This is a genomic window from Saliphagus sp. GCM10025334 (assembly GCF_042663485.1).
GTDB lineage: Archaea > Halobacteriota > Halobacteria > Halobacteriales > Natrialbaceae > Natronosalvus.
This window is the reverse complement of the sequence record NZ_JBHTAF010000007.1, coordinates 116,904-133,057: the sequence shown is the minus strand read 5'-3', so window position 1 is coordinate 133,057 and position 16,154 is coordinate 116,904. Positions and strand designations below refer to the sequence as shown.

Annotated in this window: 16 protein-coding genes and 1 pseudogene; 13 read left to right on the top strand and 4 right to left on the bottom strand. The window is 55.4% G+C overall.

Features of this window, described 5'->3' with window-relative positions:
* Positions 1-21 precede the first annotated feature (21 nt).
* Positions 22-219, top strand: coding sequence for a DUF8129 domain-containing protein (locus tag ACFQO4_RS19715; protein WP_312912867.1), 198 nt, complete (start codon positions 22-24; stop codon positions 217-219).
* A 150-nt stretch (positions 220-369) separates the two neighbouring features.
* On the top strand, positions 370-1,785 hold the full coding sequence (locus ACFQO4_RS19710) for an ATP-binding protein (RefSeq protein ID WP_312912713.1): 1,416 nt from the start codon (positions 370-372) through the stop codon (positions 1,783-1,785).
* 355 nt (positions 1,786-2,140) lie between these two features.
* Here the strand turns inward: ACFQO4_RS19710 and ACFQO4_RS19705 are convergent, their stop codons facing one another.
* Positions 2,141-3,094 (bottom strand): mechanosensitive ion channel family protein, encoded by a 954-nt coding sequence (locus ACFQO4_RS19705; protein ID WP_312912714.1) that lies wholly within the window; start codon positions 3,092-3,094, stop codon positions 2,141-2,143.
* A gap of 298 nt (positions 3,095-3,392) precedes the next feature.
* Here ACFQO4_RS19705 and ACFQO4_RS19700 point away from each other — a divergent pair, with 298 nt between their 5' ends.
* The 8 genes and pseudogenes from ACFQO4_RS19700 to ACFQO4_RS19665 all read left to right on the top strand — a co-directional run bounded on the left by ACFQO4_RS19700 (position 3,393) and on the right by ACFQO4_RS19665 (position 9,568).
* Positions 3,393-5,024, top strand: coding sequence for a pectate lyase family protein (locus ACFQO4_RS19700; RefSeq protein WP_312912715.1), 1,632 nt, complete (start codon positions 3,393-3,395; stop codon positions 5,022-5,024).
* Between the two features lie 80 nt (positions 5,025-5,104).
* Positions 5,105-6,127: a DUF4352 domain-containing protein gene (locus ACFQO4_RS19695; RefSeq protein ID WP_312912716.1), complete on the top strand. Its 1,023-nt coding sequence runs from the start codon at positions 5,105-5,107 to the stop codon at positions 6,125-6,127.
* A 302-nt stretch (positions 6,128-6,429) separates the two neighbouring features.
* Positions 6,430-6,687, top strand: a pseudogene (locus ACFQO4_RS19690) (SDR family NAD(P)-dependent oxidoreductase); the annotation flags it as partial.
* Positions 6,688-6,982: 295 nt separating this feature from the next.
* Positions 6,983-7,255: a PadR family transcriptional regulator gene (locus ACFQO4_RS19685; RefSeq protein WP_312912717.1), complete on the top strand. Its 273-nt coding sequence runs from the start codon at positions 6,983-6,985 to the stop codon at positions 7,253-7,255.
* A gap of 267 nt (positions 7,256-7,522) precedes the next feature.
* Complete coding sequence (locus tag ACFQO4_RS19680) at positions 7,523-7,771, top strand: HalOD1 output domain-containing protein (RefSeq protein ID WP_312912718.1); 249 nt, start codon at positions 7,523-7,525, stop codon at positions 7,769-7,771.
* 112 nt (positions 7,772-7,883) lie between these two features.
* Complete coding sequence (locus ACFQO4_RS19675; RefSeq protein WP_312912719.1) at positions 7,884-8,105, top strand: DUF8129 domain-containing protein; 222 nt, start codon at positions 7,884-7,886, stop codon at positions 8,103-8,105.
* Positions 8,106-8,158: 53 nt separating this feature from the next.
* Complete coding sequence (locus ACFQO4_RS19670; protein ID WP_312912720.1) at positions 8,159-8,458, top strand: hypothetical protein; 300 nt, start codon at positions 8,159-8,161, stop codon at positions 8,456-8,458.
* Positions 8,459-8,557: 99 nt separating this feature from the next.
* Positions 8,558-9,568, top strand: a complete 1,011-nt coding sequence (locus ACFQO4_RS19665) for a DUF6610 family protein (RefSeq protein WP_312912721.1) — start codon at positions 8,558-8,560, stop codon at positions 9,566-9,568.
* Positions 9,569-9,733: 165 nt separating this feature from the next.
* On the opposite strand, the gene ACFQO4_RS19660 is transcribed toward ACFQO4_RS19665, so the two are convergent.
* Positions 9,734-11,536: a DEAD/DEAH box helicase gene (locus tag ACFQO4_RS19660; protein ID WP_312912722.1), complete on the bottom strand. Its 1,803-nt coding sequence runs from the start codon at positions 11,534-11,536 to the stop codon at positions 9,734-9,736.
* Between the two features lie 453 nt (positions 11,537-11,989).
* On the opposite strand from ACFQO4_RS19660, the gene ACFQO4_RS19655 reads away from it, so the two are divergent.
* The 3 genes from ACFQO4_RS19655 (at position 11,990) to ACFQO4_RS19645 (ending at position 14,278) form a co-directional block, all read left to right on the top strand.
* Positions 11,990-12,337 (top strand): DUF8013 domain-containing protein, encoded by a 348-nt coding sequence (locus ACFQO4_RS19655; RefSeq protein WP_312912723.1) that lies wholly within the window; start codon positions 11,990-11,992, stop codon positions 12,335-12,337.
* Between the two features lie 88 nt (positions 12,338-12,425).
* Positions 12,426-13,364 carry an ArdC-like ssDNA-binding domain-containing protein gene (locus ACFQO4_RS19650; protein WP_312912724.1) on the top strand — a complete coding sequence of 313 codons (939 nt, stop codon included), beginning with the start codon at positions 12,426-12,428 and terminating at the stop codon, positions 13,362-13,364.
* Positions 13,365-13,462: 98 nt separating this feature from the next.
* Complete coding sequence (locus ACFQO4_RS19645; RefSeq protein ID WP_312912725.1) at positions 13,463-14,278, top strand: hypothetical protein; 816 nt, start codon at positions 13,463-13,465, stop codon at positions 14,276-14,278.
* 14 nt (positions 14,279-14,292) lie between these two features.
* Here ACFQO4_RS19645 and ACFQO4_RS19640 read toward each other — a convergent pair whose 3' ends face one another.
* Both ACFQO4_RS19640 and ACFQO4_RS19635 read right to left on the bottom strand, forming a co-directional pair.
* Positions 14,293-15,096 carry a DUF6036 family nucleotidyltransferase gene (locus ACFQO4_RS19640; RefSeq protein ID WP_312912726.1) on the bottom strand — a complete coding sequence of 268 codons (804 nt, stop codon included), beginning with the start codon at positions 15,094-15,096 and terminating at the stop codon, positions 14,293-14,295.
* A complete protein-coding gene (locus ACFQO4_RS19635) occupies positions 15,093-16,019 on the bottom strand; it encodes a helix-turn-helix transcriptional regulator (RefSeq protein WP_312912727.1) in 927 nt (308 codons plus the stop codon). The genes ACFQO4_RS19640 and ACFQO4_RS19635 overlap by 4 nt, the downstream gene beginning before the upstream one ends.
* Between the last annotated feature and the right edge of the window lie 135 nt (positions 16,020-16,154).

Genomic DNA, 16,154 nt, shown 5'->3' with positions numbered 1-16,154 from the left:
AGTGACTCGTCAGACCTATCCATCGAATCAGGTAGTCTCACACCGGAACAGCGTCTCGAACCGCCAAACACTCGATTCATCAACACTGGTATCGCGACGATTCACGACATGGAGACGCTGCGGGCGTGCGTCGCCTACGAGAACGCGAATCAGCAGCGTGTCCAGATCCTCCGCCGGCTTGAACAGCGGGCCAGCAAAATCCGATCACGGGACGACTGACGGGACATTCGGGATGTCTATCACAGTCTTAGTAGTAAAGGATCGAATGGTTGACCCGCCGTATTAGGGACCAGGATATTATAGTTTGGACTATTATAGTCTGGTTCCTAACTTCGGAGCACATATGTCCCTCCCACAACGACTGGAGGTATGGACCAGTTCGTCAATCGTATCGATGAACTCGATCGGTTGCAGACCCTCTATGAGAGTGACGCTGCAGAACTCGCAATCATCTATGGGCGCCGGCAGATTGGCAAGAGCGAACTCGTCCGCCAATCGATTGCCGACCGAGACGATGCCGTGTACTATCAAGCAGTCCAAGGAACAGCGACGACACAGCTCAGGCGATTCGTCGAGGCAGCAGCGACGACCTATCCAGACATCACGGCCGTCAAAGAGGAATGGGAACCGCTCTTAACGTACCTCACCGACAGAGACGCCATCATCGTCATCGACGAATTCCCGTACCTTATCGAATCAAACGAGGGGCTTCCGTCGGTCATTCAACACCTGTGGGATACAGCTGTCGACGAGAGCCAGGCAACGCTCGTACTCACAGGCTCTGCAATCGGCATGATTCATACCCACGTCCTCAATGGCGGTGCGCCACTCTACGGTCGGGTGTCCCAGACACCGAATGGCCGCCTCGAACTCACCCAGCTGCCGTTTCGCTCCATCCAAGAGTTCGTGCCGACGTACGATCCCGAAGAACGGGTGTTCGTCTATGGCATCTTCGGCGGCACACCCCGATATCTCAGCCCTCTCGATCCATCACAGAGCCTCGGAGAGAACATCACGCGGCTGCTGTGCGATCCGGATGGCCCACTCCATGACGAGCCTGAAACCGTCCTCCAGATGGAACTCAACGAAGTGAACACGTATTTTTCGGTTCTGGAGTCGATGGCCAGCGGGAACCGCAGTCGAAACGAGATCGCTCAGGGAGCCGGCATTGAGAGCACCAACACGTCATACTACTTCGACCGGCTGGAAACGCTCCAGATCATCGAGAAACACCATCCGGCACTCGCCGACCCGGCGCGCAGCAAGCGGACTCGGTACCAGATTCGAGATCCCGTATTCCGGTTTTACTTCCGGTATCTCTACGGCCGCGGGGGGCAGTACGAACTCTACGGCGAGAACGCCTACGCTGATCTCATCGAACCAGAATTGCCCGACTTCGTCAGCGAAACGTTCGAATCGCTCTGTCACCAGGCGGTGTCGGCGCTCTATGCAGACTACCAGCTCACACAGGTACCAAGCCAGTGGTGGTACAAGGGCCGGGAGATAGATGTTGTCGCACCAACTGACAAGTCAACGCTGATCGCTGGCGAAGCGAAATTCACCAACACCCCCCTCGGCTATGGCGTGCTCGCGGACCTCGAAGACGACGTGGAGTACATCGATTGGACGCCCACCGGAGGTGGTGAGCCGACGTATGAATTCGCCTTGTTCAGCCGCTCTGGGTTCAAACGCTCCGTCGAGGAAGCTGCAGACGAGCGTGATGACCTCCGTCTCTTCGATCTGTCCGATATCGTTGCCGTTCTCGAGAGTAGAGCCAACCATTAACGCCGGAGAGTAACAGCTGGGGATGGTTTTTTGACCCCCGGGAAGGGTGCGGGGGGTTCGACTGAAGCTCACGCAGTAATCCATGCGACCAAGCAACGTAGCACCAGCGTCGTCAGACGCTGAGACGATAGGGCTCCTGAAGCGAGGGGTCGCCAGATGACTAGGTGTACCGAGTGTCGGGTACCGACCTGTACGAGACTCACCCGTGATCGGGCCGGATACGCTGGCCGGAGACTGATTCGTACGCCGCTCGACGCGTTCTGGAACAGGTATATGATGCGATTCGAGAGGAATCGCAGAGCGTTCGAGAAGGGGCAGACAATGCCGATGAACTCCTGCGAGAGAGTTCTTCGACTTAATCAGCTGTGCCTTGTTCTGATGAGGGCAACCCAGCCTCGGTATTCTGTGACCGCTCGACAGCGATGCGTGCACGTCCACTCGTTTCGTCAAACATCAGATGAGTGTGTGGATACGCCATCTCGACATTAGCATCATCAAGTTCTTCCCAGACACTCTCGTGAACCTTTGATCGCATCTCGATAGGGAGATACGGCTTTTCAACCCAGAATCGAAGATCAATATGCACTCCATGATCACCGAATTCGGTAATGAACGCCCTAGGTTCAGCGGGATATCTCGTTCCACCGAGTCGAATCGCAGGCCCTCCGCTAATCACACCGTTTATGCGTTCAGTAGCTCGCTCCAGGAGTCGCTGCGCTTCTTCGAGATCTCCTTCATATGTCACCGTGAATTCAATCGAAACCCGCGTTCGCTCATCACTTGCGGAGTAATTTTTCACATCACGGTCGTAGATTGTTGAATTTGGAATGACTAGGAACGTATTATCTAACGTTAAGATTCTCGTATATCGGAGTGTAATGTCTTCGACATAGCCTCGGTTCTCCTCGTCTACAATCTCAATCATATCGTTGATCTCGTAAGGTCGATTGACCAAAATCAGAAATCCGGCGACAAAATCAGTGGCGATAGGCGCTAAAATGACTGCCAGAAGGGCGGAGAGGACAGTGACAGAGAGGAAGAGACCAGTAACCTCGACGCCGAGCATCCCCAAAGCGAAAAGAACGGCAGCGACCATCGCTCCCGCGCGAAGAAGTCGAAGAACGATATCTGTGACACTTCGTCGTCGGAAGTGTCGAGTGACATTTGGTCGGATAAACCGTGTGAGGAGTTTGGAACCATACCATGCGACCACAAGTACACCTATTACAAGGAGCCAGTTGCCACCCGGAAGTTGCACAAGTTCATCCATCCGCTGGGTTGGATTGGTTTGACCGAGTATCAAGGTCATAGGCCACTATACAACATAGTCGGAGTAAAGGGCTGAGTCCAAGATCACCAATTTCCTATGATATCGGTCTTTCCGCGTACTCGAGCCTGAGGAGTACTGCAACTGCCATGGAATGATCTCACCCCCTGACAAAGACTAACCCCGTGCTGGATAGCGAATCTTCTTGCGAACTTGTCTTACAGCAGAATCAGTCTCATCAGATCGGTTTTGCTATTCTAGCCATTGGCAACGTATCGCACTGCTCCAAGGCTAGCTATTCTGGCTTTTTCGATACCGTGTGTAGGTATTTGTATAATTCATGAATGAACTAATGAACGGTACTGAAAACGATTCTAACTCTTCTACCAGCACTGAACACGCCAACGAGAAACTGAGCAGCTGTACTTCCTGCCAGTCCTCGAGGCGGACGTTCGTGAAAGGCGCGGCCATTGCGGGTATCTCTGCGCTCGGTCTCTCTTCGACCGCCGCGGCCTCGGGCTCGTACACGAAGTACGACGGCGAGTACCGCCACGTCGTCAACGTCGTCGAGGCCGGCGCCGACAACACTGGAAACAAATCGATCACTCCCGTTCTCAGGAACATTCGGAACGACAATACGCTGTTTTACTTCCCACCTGGGCGCTACGCGATGGACAGCCAGCTCCGGTTTACCGGCTTCGACAACGTCGCCTTCATCGGCAACGACGCGACGCTCGTCCCCGCGAACCACTACAACTTCGAGGGGCCGAAGTACCGGCTCTTCCGTCTCGGCGTCGGCTACAGACCAGGGCGTCGCCTGCGTTTCGAGGGATTCGACGTCGACCAGACGGCCCCCGACACCGGGATTCGCGTCATCGAAGCGCACGTCTCCGATCGCCTCGAGGTGCGCGACATCAACATCGAGGGCCAGCACGACAGCGGGACGTGGGGACCAGGCCTGTTCAACGTCACCAGTTCGAGCGGCTACGGCATCGTCGAGCGCTTCCGCGCAGCCGATGGCGGCGAGTGGATCGACAACACCCCGACGGCCGGCGAGCGCTGGCGCGGTCCGACCGGTATCCTGGCCAACCAGAACGCCGGCACCCTCGAGTTCAAACACTGTACGCTCGGCGCCTTCCCGGACAACGGTCTCTACGCCGCCGGCGGCACGGGCAAGATCATCGTCAGCGGCGGCACCTACCGGAACAGTAACGGCGCGAACATCCGTGTCGGTGGCAACGGTAGTGAGATCAACTGGCCGACGGTCACCGTCGACGACACCCGCCCGGAAGACGTGACCCAGCGCGGGATTCGAATCGAGAACGGCCAGAACCTGCGTATCAAAGGAGCGGCCGTCAACATCACCTCACCGATGCCGACCAGTCACGCGATCTCGACGATGGGCAGCTGTGAGAGCGCTCGAATCGAGCGCATCCACATTGACATGCAGGGCAACGACGTCAATCACGGCATCGTTGTCTCACCCAACGCCGGCGAGATCACCATCGTCGAAACGAAGATCAACCACGAGACGGCCGGCGGCTACCCGCTGTGGATCCGCAACACGAACGCGACCGACCGCGTGCTCGCCGAATACCTCACGATCACCGGCGAGGCAGGCGACGCTTCCGGATTCCGTGACAGCATCCGCGTCGAGCGGGACAACTGCCGGTTCAACGCGATCGAGGTCACCCAGTCTGCACGGAGCGGTGCCAAGCGAAACGCGATCACGTCGTCCGCCAACGACCTGACGGTCTGGATGAGCACCCTTCGCGCGAGCCAATTCCCCGTCGTCGAACTCGGTTCCGGGTCGACCTACCTGGACATCGACGCCGAGTCGTACAGCGGCCGTGAAGCGGCCTGCCTCTACGATCAGAGTCGCAATATCTCCATGCGCAACAGTCGGCTGATCAACGGCGTGCGCGACCTCGGCTCCTCGAGCCTCACGCTGTCGAACAACACTACCGCGTAATCACATATCGAGACACATATAGGGCAGCTGGTTCTCGCTCTTTCTAATTTGCTTTATACGACACTATTCTAGACAATATTATGAAACGACGAAAACTACTGGCAATTGGTGTAACAGCGTATGGAACGATCCTCGCAGGTTGTACTTCAAACGAAGACGAGAAGGAACCGAGCCCAGTTGATGGCGATGATGCCGGAAATAGTAATGAGAATGAGAACGACGATAACAACGGCGATACAGCCGGGGAAACCGAAGCGGAAGATGTGGAGGTGGTGATTGGTGCACTGGTCGATGGCGATCAGATACACCTAGTCGTTGAGGACGTAACCCATCAAACAGAACTGGGCAGTTTTTTCGAGGCTGACGAAGGGAACGAATTCGTTGTCGTTTCACTGGCAGTGAAGAATGTCTCTGATGAGTTCCCCGAGATATCGAACCTACTACAGACCAGTCTCCATGACAGTGAGGATTATTCGTACAACAAGACCTTTGTTGGAGGTGAAAAGCCGACATTCAACGATGGTCCGTTCGCCCCTGGAGAAGTCGAACGTGGCGTAATTGTCTTCGAGGCTCCGGTAGACGCAAGCGGACTTGAACTCCAATTTGATTTTGATGTCTCGGTCTCCGGTGGTGGCAACCAGGTTCATGTCGATCTCGAGTCGGAGACCAATGTTCACACCCTTGAGCAAGATCTCCAGATCGAGATCTCCGACATCGGCCAGACGATCGAATACGGAGGGACGGAGGTATCAGTCAACAGCGTCGAATTCGAGGACAGCCTTGGTCGATTCGCTGAGCCTGACCCGGGCAACGAATACGCTGTAATCGATATTTCAATCACAAACGAAACAGGGGAGGAGCAGCGTGTTTCGACACTACTCCAGATGTTGGTAAAAGACGAGAAGGGCTATAGCTATCAAGAGGATTGGACTGCAGCTACGGAACTGGACCAAGAATTCGACGAATCGAGTCCGATAGAAGATGGTGAAACCCGTCGTGGAAAGGTCGCATACCAGATTGAAGAGGACTTGAGTCCGCTGTACTGGGTGTTCGAGTTCGATATGTGGGTTAACGGCGACAAAACGTTCTGGCAACTACGGTAGTAGTACGCAATATTATTGTAGTGAGAAGAGACGGATTAGAGTCGGGGTCGCAATGGAACGAAACCTACAGATGGATGATCGCTAATGGGTCCTGAAAGAGAACCTGGCAAACGATACTACTCAGGTCCAATTCCGAATTTCATTGCTAAGATCAAACTATCCGTTATGTGTGATGAGGACGTAACACTGTCAGTTCCATCAATAATTTGCAATTTTTCTGAAGCGTGCTGGATCGAAGATGAGAGAAACTCGTAGCGGTGCGTGCTGAGAGTTTTTCTGAACGCGGCCACGGTAGTAGTCGTATGGCCGATAAGAAAATCGCAGTAGTGACAGCAGCGGGAAGCGGTATCGGAGAGGCGTGTGCTCGGCGAGTGAATGAAGCTGGATACACGCCAGTTCTGTTATCATGATTATGAGGTGCTGTTGAGGTTGCGAACGAGCTCGGAGGAGACGGGTTTAAAGGCTCGATGACCAACCCTGATGACTTGGCAGCGCTCGTTGAGACGACGGACGAGCGCTACGGTCGTATTGACGCGGTAGTGAACAACACAGGCCACCCGCCCATTCGGATTAGCAGAGTGATGTAACAAAAGTTGGAGCTATTATCGACAGATGTGTTAGCGCATATTCGTTCTGAATATCGATTGACGCTGTTTTCTCGCTCCCAGAGTAGCCATACTCGAACCCTTAGAGGAGGTCATGGCGTGTAGGCCGGTGACTCGGGGGTTTCGGTACGTCTCTCAGAGAGATGTACGGTTAAGCCCGCCAAACACTTACTGAGAAAGGCGATTAGTTTTCCTAACAACCCATACGACGGGTATAACAAACATACCACGTGTTGGACTGTCCCTTGAGATGGACGACCTCACAGGGTTCCAACGAGACCTCCTATACGTCATTGCGGGTGCCGATCAACCGTCTGGACAGGATGTCAAAGAAGAAGTGGAGCAGTACTACAGCATCGACATCAACCATGGACGGCTGTATCCCAACCTCGATACGATAGTCAACAAGGAGTTAGTCGAAAAGGGGCAGCTAGACCGAAGGACGAATTACTACGCGATCACGGAATCCGGAGAGCAAGCAATTGAGGAAAGGCGAGAGTGGGAATCACAATACGTCGATTAGCTGACGGAGACCTCGTAGTAGTTCGTGTACTTCACGAGATCACATCCCTGGAGTCCATCTGAGACTGAATGATCGACAGAACCGTCAGCAGATTATGAGACTATCGTCCATCGTGGGAAAAAGCAACAACTGAACAAATCAAGATAGCGGATCACTTTCGAAGATCACGTTCCAATACCACCCAAAGTGGATTCACTCCAAGACCAATGACTGCTGGTAACAATATGATCGAAAAGTATTACCAGGGGAGTGTGTCATAGAGTATCAATGACTCAGTCTCTTACGAACGAGAGCAATGAGATACACGAACAGATCATAGACGAAGTAGCAGCTCTTGAAGATAGGGACCCGCTAGAGCTTCCTCCACTCTATGACGCCGTCGAACCTGACGCACTGGAGTCGATCTTTTCTACAACCATTGGTGGGACTACCCGAGTTGGCCGAGTAGAATTCCCATACGCAGGGCATACGATTACTGTGGAATTTGAGGAAGAGCCGGTTGTCAGAATTGAGTGAGAGCAAGTGAAGCTTCGACGCCATCTATAGTAGCCGTCACTGAAATCGAACTGCACAAGAAGTAACCTGGCCGCTGTTTATCGTCGCCTCCAGAGAGCGGAGGCGAACAGAAGTGAGCGACTCGTCAGATCCATCCATCGAATCAGGTGGTCTCACGCCGGAGCAGCGTCTCGAACCGCCAAACGCCCGACTCATCAACGCTAGTATCGCGACGATTCACGACATGAAGACGCTGCGGGCGTGCGTCGCCTACGAGAACGCAAACCAGCAGCGCGTCCAGATTCTCCGTCAGCTCGAAAATCGAGCTAACGAGATTCGCTCAGAAGATACCTGAATGGATGGTCGCGGGCTGTTTGTCGGCGCCGTCATGGGTGGAGGCTCAATAGAATGAGTAATCGGCCCGAGATCAAGATTCAGCGACAGACCGCGTTCAGAGACGATGGCCAACTCGAAGTAACCGAGACGAGCGTCGAGACTTCGCTCGAGGACTTCGGCGCAGACGTCGATCATCGCGACCGAGATTCACGACTCGATCGCCCCGAGGCCAGTGAGTTTGGCGTCGATGATCGGCCGGAAGTAGAGCAGTCCTCACCAGGAGATCAGTCCACGCTCTTTGCGGATACGGACGCCGACCAGCAGACGCTCACAGGTGACGAAGCAGCGATGCAGTGCCTGTTTGACGATTAACCAACAATCGCCCTCCTTCTCTACTGTTGTTGGTTAATAGTGAGTCTGTCGTGCCCCGTGGAGCCCTGCGGGGCGACGGAGTCCCGCAGGAGACTCCTCATGGCCATTCACGACAGCACAAATCCAGTTAGCAATAGCTCCACTGAGACACACACTGACGCCCGACAGGCGGCGTACGTGGCGTTCCTCCATCGGGTTCCGTTTGCAATCGATGCGCTGACCCTCGGCTTCCTCCCTGGGTTTCGCGAGGATTGTACGTATCAGCAGTCGCAATTCGATACTCTCGAGTGTCCAGTCGGAATGCTCGATAACGATTTTCGGAATCACGACCTCGACCGGTACGTCGATCGGACGCTCGAGTACGAGCCCGAGGTGGGTGTTATCGGTGACGCCTACGACGCTACGGAAGCACAGGTGTACGTCGACACAATTCGAGAGCTCCAGGAGAGTCTACCCGAGACGGAGTTCATCATTGTCCCGAAATGCTGGGCCGCCATTGAGGCAATTCCCGACGATATCGTACTCGGCTACTCGCGAGGGTATGCGGACACACTTGCACACGAGTTCTCTGATCCCGTTGACTGGCGGGGCCGTCGCGTCCACATCCTCGGTGGCAGCCCACCCAAGCAACTCGAGGTCGTGGAGCAGCTCACTCAGCCAACGCTGACAGGGGAGCCGCCGGCCGACATCGTCGGCCTCGACTGGAACGGGCTGCATCGTGGCGCGCAGTTCGGCGAGTTCTGGACAGCCGACGGCTGGAACGACAGCGGTCGCGACGCCGATCACGTCACCGTTCGGAAGACGGTACGCCATAGTCTCGCCCGAATCCGTGAATTCTGGAAGTCCCACGGTATCTGGCCTGAATCGACACCGGAAGATGAGGGATTGGACGTCGAATACGAGGGGCCAAGACCAGCTGATCTTGGGCAGGCCTCCTGCACTGAGTGCGGAACGAACGTCTGGCGAACCCGTCGTGGCCCCTATGTCGCCGAATACGATACCGGGGCAGTCTGTGGATACTGTAGCTACGAGTGCTACTTCACTCACCGCCACCGAAACAACCTCGAGGAAATCGCCGGCGAGCAGAGTGTCTACTTCCCACCGGCATAAGCGCTGCCGGATTAAGTGGTATATCAACCATGGAATCTCGAAAACACCACCCCATAATTAAACTATCAGAATTGGTTTATCTTTCTAAAACGAGCGAAGGATTCCGTACCCACGTTGACTATTAGAAAATCCAAACCGAATCCATACTTAATAATCCCGGTACGTCTAAAGAGTGACCTTCGTCGCAGGTGCGATTTCTGCGTCAACGTACTGATAGAGGCGTTCGTACAGATCCGAACCCTCTCTAAGCGTATCCCAGTCACCGATCAAGGCACAAAAGGCCTTAGCACGGGTCATGGCAACGTTGAGCCGTCGTCTTCCTATTTCATCACCCAAGAAGCCGATGTTACCTCGTTCATTCGATCGAGTGAAGGAAAGAATCATCGCGTCACGTTCGCTTCCCTGGAAAGAATCAAACGTATCGACTTTCAACTCTTGGAGATTACCGATACCTGCCTGATTCAAACGGTCTTTGATATGCTCTGCCTGTTTCCGGTGCGCAGCAGCAACCCCGATCTCATTATCTTGCAGTCCCTTCTTCCGAAGCATTTTGATCACCCGTTCCACGTGTTCAGCCTCTTTCGGGTTGTACTTCGACATCCTTCCTTCTTCGTAATCTCCGTTCACCTCGAAAATTCCCATAGGCAGCATATCGAGTTGACCTCGAATGTTCCCTGCACTTCCCGCTGTCTTGAGATCTCCACCGTAGAACTCCTGTGATGGAAACTCTGCTATTGTCTCGTTCATTCGATATTGGATGTTGAAACGGGTGCCGATATCTGGTCCGTATAAACCATTTTCCGCGTACAAGCGTTCGAAGAGTGATTCCTGGGTCTTGTTCTGTAATTGGGAGAACGGTGGCAGCTGCTTATGGTCACCGACAAGGATAGTTGTCCTTCCCCTGACGATAGGGATCAAACTGGATGGAATCGAAGCTTGAGTAGCCTCATCGATAATCACGTAGTCAAAGGAGTCAACACCCAGTTTAGCAGAGCTGCTGTTCGTAGAAGCTACTACCTCCGCAGCTTCTGGAGAATAATCGGCCAAGTGTTCCCTAGCAAGTGGATGGACCTCTTCCCCATCCAGATTTGTTCGCGCAGTATTGATTTCGTTTTCCAGGTGATGGTGAAGCAAAGAATCCGTGTCAGCCTCAAATTCGTCACTACTTCCGATCAAAATGTTGTCGACAGCTGCATTTGTCTCTGCTGCGATCAGCACTCGTTTATCGGCTAAGGCAAGACGACGAGCCAGTTCGACGATGACACGTGTTTTCCCAGTACCCGGTGGTCCCTGAAGACAAGCAAGGATTTCAGCGTTCAGTGCTTTTTCAATTCCTTCTTTTTGACGTTTATTTTTATAAAGGTCTTCGTCGAGTTCGCGTGTGTTAGCAACGAACTGGTGGGAGAACTGAACTGGTTCACTGCCTGTAAGGACGGATGCGATAGAATGGTTCTGAGCGTATTCTACTGCGTCCAGCTGCCTATTGTATGTTACCGGATTGAGTATTCCGCCGATCGATGAATTGCTGGATTTAGCGATTTCTCCTTGTCGGCTCAGATCTCCGGCTGCCTCACCAGTAACCTTGACGTCGATCGAGTGCTGTTTGATTTCTTTTATAACACCGGCGGCTTGCACATCGTCACCCTCGTATTCTCCCTGGAGAAGTACTTCATTACCCTCGTATAGTCCGTATTTATCTCGTACGTTGGCTGTTTCACCTGTCTGTGGATGTACGGGGATTTCAACTGACAGGACATCCGGAGGTGTGAGTGTTGACCTGGTAATCTCGACTCCGGGAATGAACGGGGTTCCTTCCAAATACTTTAGTTCGTTTGCAGAGTGGTCGGTAAGCGTCTGGATCGCCTTTTCGCGTTCGATCTGTCTTTCGTGTGTGACTTTTTCTCGGAGTTGGTCGAAAACTTCGGTTGTGGTGCTGGTCGTGTCCTTAGGTTGCACCTGGCCTTCCATTCAAGACTATGGTAGTTATTGAATGAGTAAAAGCTTTCAGCTTTTTCTGGTGAGAGCAGGCAGCTCTCCGGTCCCAAGGAAACCGACGCCTCGCTGCTCGTCCGTAGCGACGTCGACTTCTACGACTGTCGGCTCAATGCCGGGGGGTGCGACCACACTCCCGTCCCGGACTGGTTGGCACACTTACCTCTATGTCTTTGAGGGTTCCGTCGACGTCGGCGGTGAATCCGTGGGGCACACTGAGAGTGCCCCTGTGATTGACGATATCGACGTGGTCGTCATTGCAACTGAGGACTCGACGATCGTCGCGTTCAATATCAACCCAGATGCCTTGATCACGCGCCAAGGTACAATCGGCCGGTGAGATCCGACAGGCAGACCACCGGTGGTGTTTTTTGTCCCCCTTGAGAGGGTGAGGGCTTCATTGAGAGCTCTCACAGTCAGGTGATTTCCGTGAGTCAACAACAGCGAACGGGCGATGTGTCGATCGACGATATTCCAATCAATATCTCGCACACCCAATCCGGGGAAATCGAGCCAGCCGAAGTGCCAGCGAAAATCGAGTCGATTACCCATGGTCTAGCGAGCGAACAGCCACCAACGAACCCACTGGTCGTTCTCAAGGTGGCTCGCTGGTGGTACATTCATGGCAAAGGCGGATCGGATCCCGCCTTCCGGTGGGCCATCGAATGGACGCGTCATCTGGCGACCGAGACGCCTAGTGACGTCAAACGGTTCGACGAGTTCCTCGAGTACCTGGTCACGCTCGGCTTCGCTGACGAGATCCACGAACTCCGTTAACCGAGAGAACGGTTTTTTGTACGCGCCGAAGGCGTGCGGCGCGTTCTGAACTGCCACAGTCGCAGTAAAACCCCATTTGGTGAGCATAATGGCTACAATCAGTGACTCGTCGGTCTCCTTCAATCAGACCGACACGCGATCGGACGAGATGAACAGTACCATCGAACAGTGGATTGACGACCTCGTCGACGGCGTCGACGACGCGCAAGCCAGCGCGGAGTTCCAGGAGTGGCTCGATGTGCAGAGTCGCTTCCATGACTACTCGTATCGAAACACGCTCCTGATCAAGCACCAGTGTCCCGAGGCGACCCGCGTGGCGGGCTACCGAACCTGGCAGGAGGAGTTCGAGCGTCACGTAAAGGAAGGTGAGTCGGCCATCTGGATCTGGGCACCGATCATCACGAAACAGTGCCCGAAGTGTGAAAACTCACCGAGCTACCATGAGAAAATCGACTGCGAGTACGACGAGACGCCCCCCGAGGAGTGGTCGAAGGGCCTGGTCGGGTTCAAGCCCGCCCCGGTGTTCGACGTCTCCCAGACCGAGGGCGAACCGCTCCCCGAACTCGAGACTGAAGCAACCGGTGACGCCGGCGACCTCGTCAACCGGCTGACCGATATCGCGGATGAACTCGGTGTGACGGTTCGGATCGTTCCTGAAGACGAGTGGACGCACGGTGAAGCGAAGGGCATCTGCAAACAGCTCAGTCTCGTCGATATGCAGCCGCGTGTCGAGGTTCGCGCCCGGGAGAACGATGCCGACCTCGTCCGGACGCTGATGCACGAGTACGCGCACGCCCTGCTCCACTTCGACATCGACGACGACACCGAACGGTCGAAACGTGAAGTCGAGGCCGAGGCGGTAGCCTACGTCGTCGGGCGCTACTGTGGGCTCGACACCAGTGGGTCGGCGTTCTACCTGGCTGCGTGGGAGTCGGACGATCCCGAGGTCGTTCGGGAGCGGCTCGGGCGGATCAGTCGGACGGCAGAAGAACTCATCGACGTCCTCCAAAACGAACTCTCGTCCTAACTCAGTTAACCAACGTAGGAGAGGCCTCTACCACTCTGTTTGTTAAGTTTTTCAGCGCCCGCGGAGGGGCGGAGGCGCATTCTGACCTCCGTCGAATCATGACTGATCGCTATCTCACGATGGTCCTCGAGGAGGCCGAGCACGTTGCCGAAAAGCACGACCAGGTCGCTCGAACGGCGGACAACCAAGCCCACGAGTATCTTCGATACGCCGTCCTCCGAGTGCTCGAAGGGGAGGCAGACTACCTGCCAACGGACTGGACGCCGATCGACGGTGTGACTGTCGGCTACGGGAGCGATGAGGCGATGTACGACAGCTGGGGCTCCAGCGAAGACTGGTGGGAGACCGTCCCGCCGCAAGAAGCGTGTACCCGCTTCCGGGTGTTCTTCCCGGACGACCACCAGACGGTTCCCCACGACATCGTCGACGTGATGGCAACGCTCGGTGCCTGGCGCGTCTGGACTGGGTGCGCAGCCGCGTGCGGCTCCTACGACCATCGCGAGCGCCGCGAGGTCCACTACCTGTGGCCGGAAGGCCATCCAGTGGAGGAAGTGCTCTACGAGCGGCTCCGTGGTCCTGCGGAAGCCGTCGCTCCCGACGGTGGCCGAACGGGCGACGTTCGCGACCGCCTGGTCGTCGACGATGACCCACAGTCACAGGACGACCTCGAGCCACGGACCCAGCGCGCCGTCAATGAAGCGATGGACGTCTCACTGCTTTCGAAAGGTGGTCGATACGAGGTGCAGTCCGCGTCTGGACGTTGGTACGAAGTCGACGTCATCAGCGAGTCATGTACCTGTCCCGACTGGCAGCAGCGAACACCCGAGGGTGGCTGCAAGCATATGCGTCGAGTAGATCACGAGATCAAACGGGGACGCGTTCCCCGCCCAGATGGTCGACTTCCTTCTAAGTAGAGGTGGAGACCCGACTACTCCACCGGACTGACTGTGTCGCCTTCTTGGCGCACTCGGTCAAATTCTACAAGATACGCAACCCTGTCCCGGACTTCATCGATGTCTATTCCAAGATCGGCTGCCAGTTCGTCAACGGTCATCGGTTCATCGAGTGCCTGGAGGACTTCGAGCCCGCGGTAGTATCGGTTCGTCAGCTCTTGGATGCGGTCCTCGATCGGTGTAGTCACCCCGTATCGCTCGTCGAGTTCGATCAGAGCCTCGTTCGCGAAGGTGGCAAACTGATCGTCACCGAGCCGGTCGATCTGCGCTTCGAGTTCATCTCGGGCGACGTCGTATTCGAGGCCAGCCTGCACGAGCATATTCATGTCCTCGATGTCGTCGTCGCGACCTGCGATCATCTTAAACAGGAAGATATCTTCGTTACTGACCAGTCGAACCGTCAGTCGATCCGTCGCGAGGAACGGCTCGCTGCGCTCTTGCATACCGTCGGTCAGCACGAGTTTGTTTGCGACCTGTTGGTTGAAGATGTCGAGGCGGCAGCCATCGTCGTTCTCGACGCAGCTGGTCGCACCCAGCGCCCGGTAATCGGCCTCCAGCGATTGCACCTCCGAATATCCGAGGTCCATTAGGACGGCCCACAGCTGGCTGTACGCGTCGCCGTCCGCGACGACGAGGTCAATATCCTTTGTCGCCCCCTTGAGGTCGCGCAGCGACATCGCGCCGCCACCGATCAGGTAAACCGTGAGCGGGTCAGACAGGCCATCTGAGATTCGCTGAAACTCGTTCTCGATGTATTTGCGGCCGAATGTTGGTCTCATTTGGGTAGTGGCACCTCGTAGTCAGCCGCCAGCTCCTGGAACTTGGACCACTCGGGGAGGCGGTCACTGTCGACTGCTCCCTGCGTCTCGAGGTACCGGAGCAGGGCGTCCATTTCGTCTTCCAGGCCGTATTTCACCGCTTGCTCTCGAGGATCATTCTCGTCGATGTCGACGCGGGTGAGTAACAGGAGACAGTACGAGCGGTGGCGGGTGTCATCGTCAATCAGCAGCGTGTGACAGCAGAGTTCCGCCGGCGAGATTTCCGCTACGTCCTCGGAGTAGAGGTAGTAGCGGTGGCGGGTCAACAGAAACTGGAGGTCGAACGCCGCGAATCGAGCGAGGCCGGTTTCGTGGAAGTTCTCCGCGTCGACTTCCGTCTCGGTCTGCGCGAGAAATTCGTCGTGATCCTCCCAGAGAATCGTGCCATTCGGGGCGACCGCTTCGAGACTCTGTCGGTGAAGATGGTGCGTCAATTCGCGTGCGAATTCATTGAGTCGGTCGAAGTCGGCGTTGAAGTCGTATCGGCTGTCGTCCGTGCCGACGAGACCACGGTCGCGCAGCCGTTTCAAAACTCGGTTGACCGTGTTGCGGTAGTTGTTGCTTTGGTCGGCGATTTCGGAGACGGTTCGCGGCTGATCGAGGTAGTAGAGTACCTCGAAGGCCTTGCCGGTCAACAGCTCAGGGAAGTCGATGTGCGAGTGCTGGCGGACGAGGTCCTGGTAGACTTCGACGGCCCGGCTATCAGAGGGAACGACTCGCTTTCGGCGACCGTCGCGTTCCGTGTAGACGAGGCCTTTCTCGACGAGGTCCGCGACAGCCCGGGAGAGATAGCTCTCGCTATGGTCGAGCTTCGTCGCGATCTCGGAGATCGTGTCGCCGCGTTCGACGGTAGCGAGAACCTCGAGTTCGATGCGCCGAAGCATGGTGTAACATTGTACGAAACATGTATATAAAGAAGTTGCGAGTGATGTTACAAGAAGCGGGTGCAGGTCGACGCTGTTAACTTAACCAACAAAACTATGGGTTGTCGACCCTTGTTGGTTAATACGAGGCAACAG

Excerpts from the sequence above, each read along its gene's own strand:
- ACFQO4_RS19710 (WP_312912713.1), top strand. The coding sequence starts at position 370 with ATGGACCAGTTCGTCAATCGTATCGATGAACTCGATCGGTTGCAGACC.
- ACFQO4_RS19705 (WP_312912714.1), bottom strand. The coding sequence starts at position 3,094 with ATGACCTTGATACTCGGTCAAACCAATCCAACCCAGCGGATGGATGAA.
- ACFQO4_RS19700 (WP_312912715.1), top strand. The coding sequence starts at position 3,393 with ATGAATGAACTAATGAACGGTACTGAAAACGATTCTAACTCTTCTACC.
- ACFQO4_RS19695 (WP_312912716.1), top strand. The coding sequence starts at position 5,105 with ATGAAACGACGAAAACTACTGGCAATTGGTGTAACAGCGTATGGAACG.
- ACFQO4_RS19685 (WP_312912717.1), top strand. The coding sequence starts at position 6,983 with ATGGACGACCTCACAGGGTTCCAACGAGACCTCCTATACGTCATTGCG.
- ACFQO4_RS19680 (WP_312912718.1), top strand. The coding sequence starts at position 7,523 with ATGACTCAGTCTCTTACGAACGAGAGCAATGAGATACACGAACAGATC.
- ACFQO4_RS19670 (WP_312912720.1), top strand. The coding sequence starts at position 8,159 with ATGAGTAATCGGCCCGAGATCAAGATTCAGCGACAGACCGCGTTCAGA.
- ACFQO4_RS19665 (WP_312912721.1), top strand. The coding sequence starts at position 8,558 with ATGGCCATTCACGACAGCACAAATCCAGTTAGCAATAGCTCCACTGAG.
- ACFQO4_RS19660 (WP_312912722.1), bottom strand. The coding sequence starts at position 11,536 with ATGGAAGGCCAGGTGCAACCTAAGGACACGACCAGCACCACAACCGAA.
- ACFQO4_RS19650 (WP_312912724.1), top strand. The coding sequence starts at position 12,426 with ATGGCTACAATCAGTGACTCGTCGGTCTCCTTCAATCAGACCGACACG.
- ACFQO4_RS19645 (WP_312912725.1), top strand. The coding sequence starts at position 13,463 with ATGACTGATCGCTATCTCACGATGGTCCTCGAGGAGGCCGAGCACGTT.
- ACFQO4_RS19640 (WP_312912726.1), bottom strand. The coding sequence starts at position 15,096 with ATGAGACCAACATTCGGCCGCAAATACATCGAGAACGAGTTTCAGCGA.
- ACFQO4_RS19635 (WP_312912727.1), bottom strand. The coding sequence starts at position 16,019 with ATGCTTCGGCGCATCGAACTCGAGGTTCTCGCTACCGTCGAACGCGGC.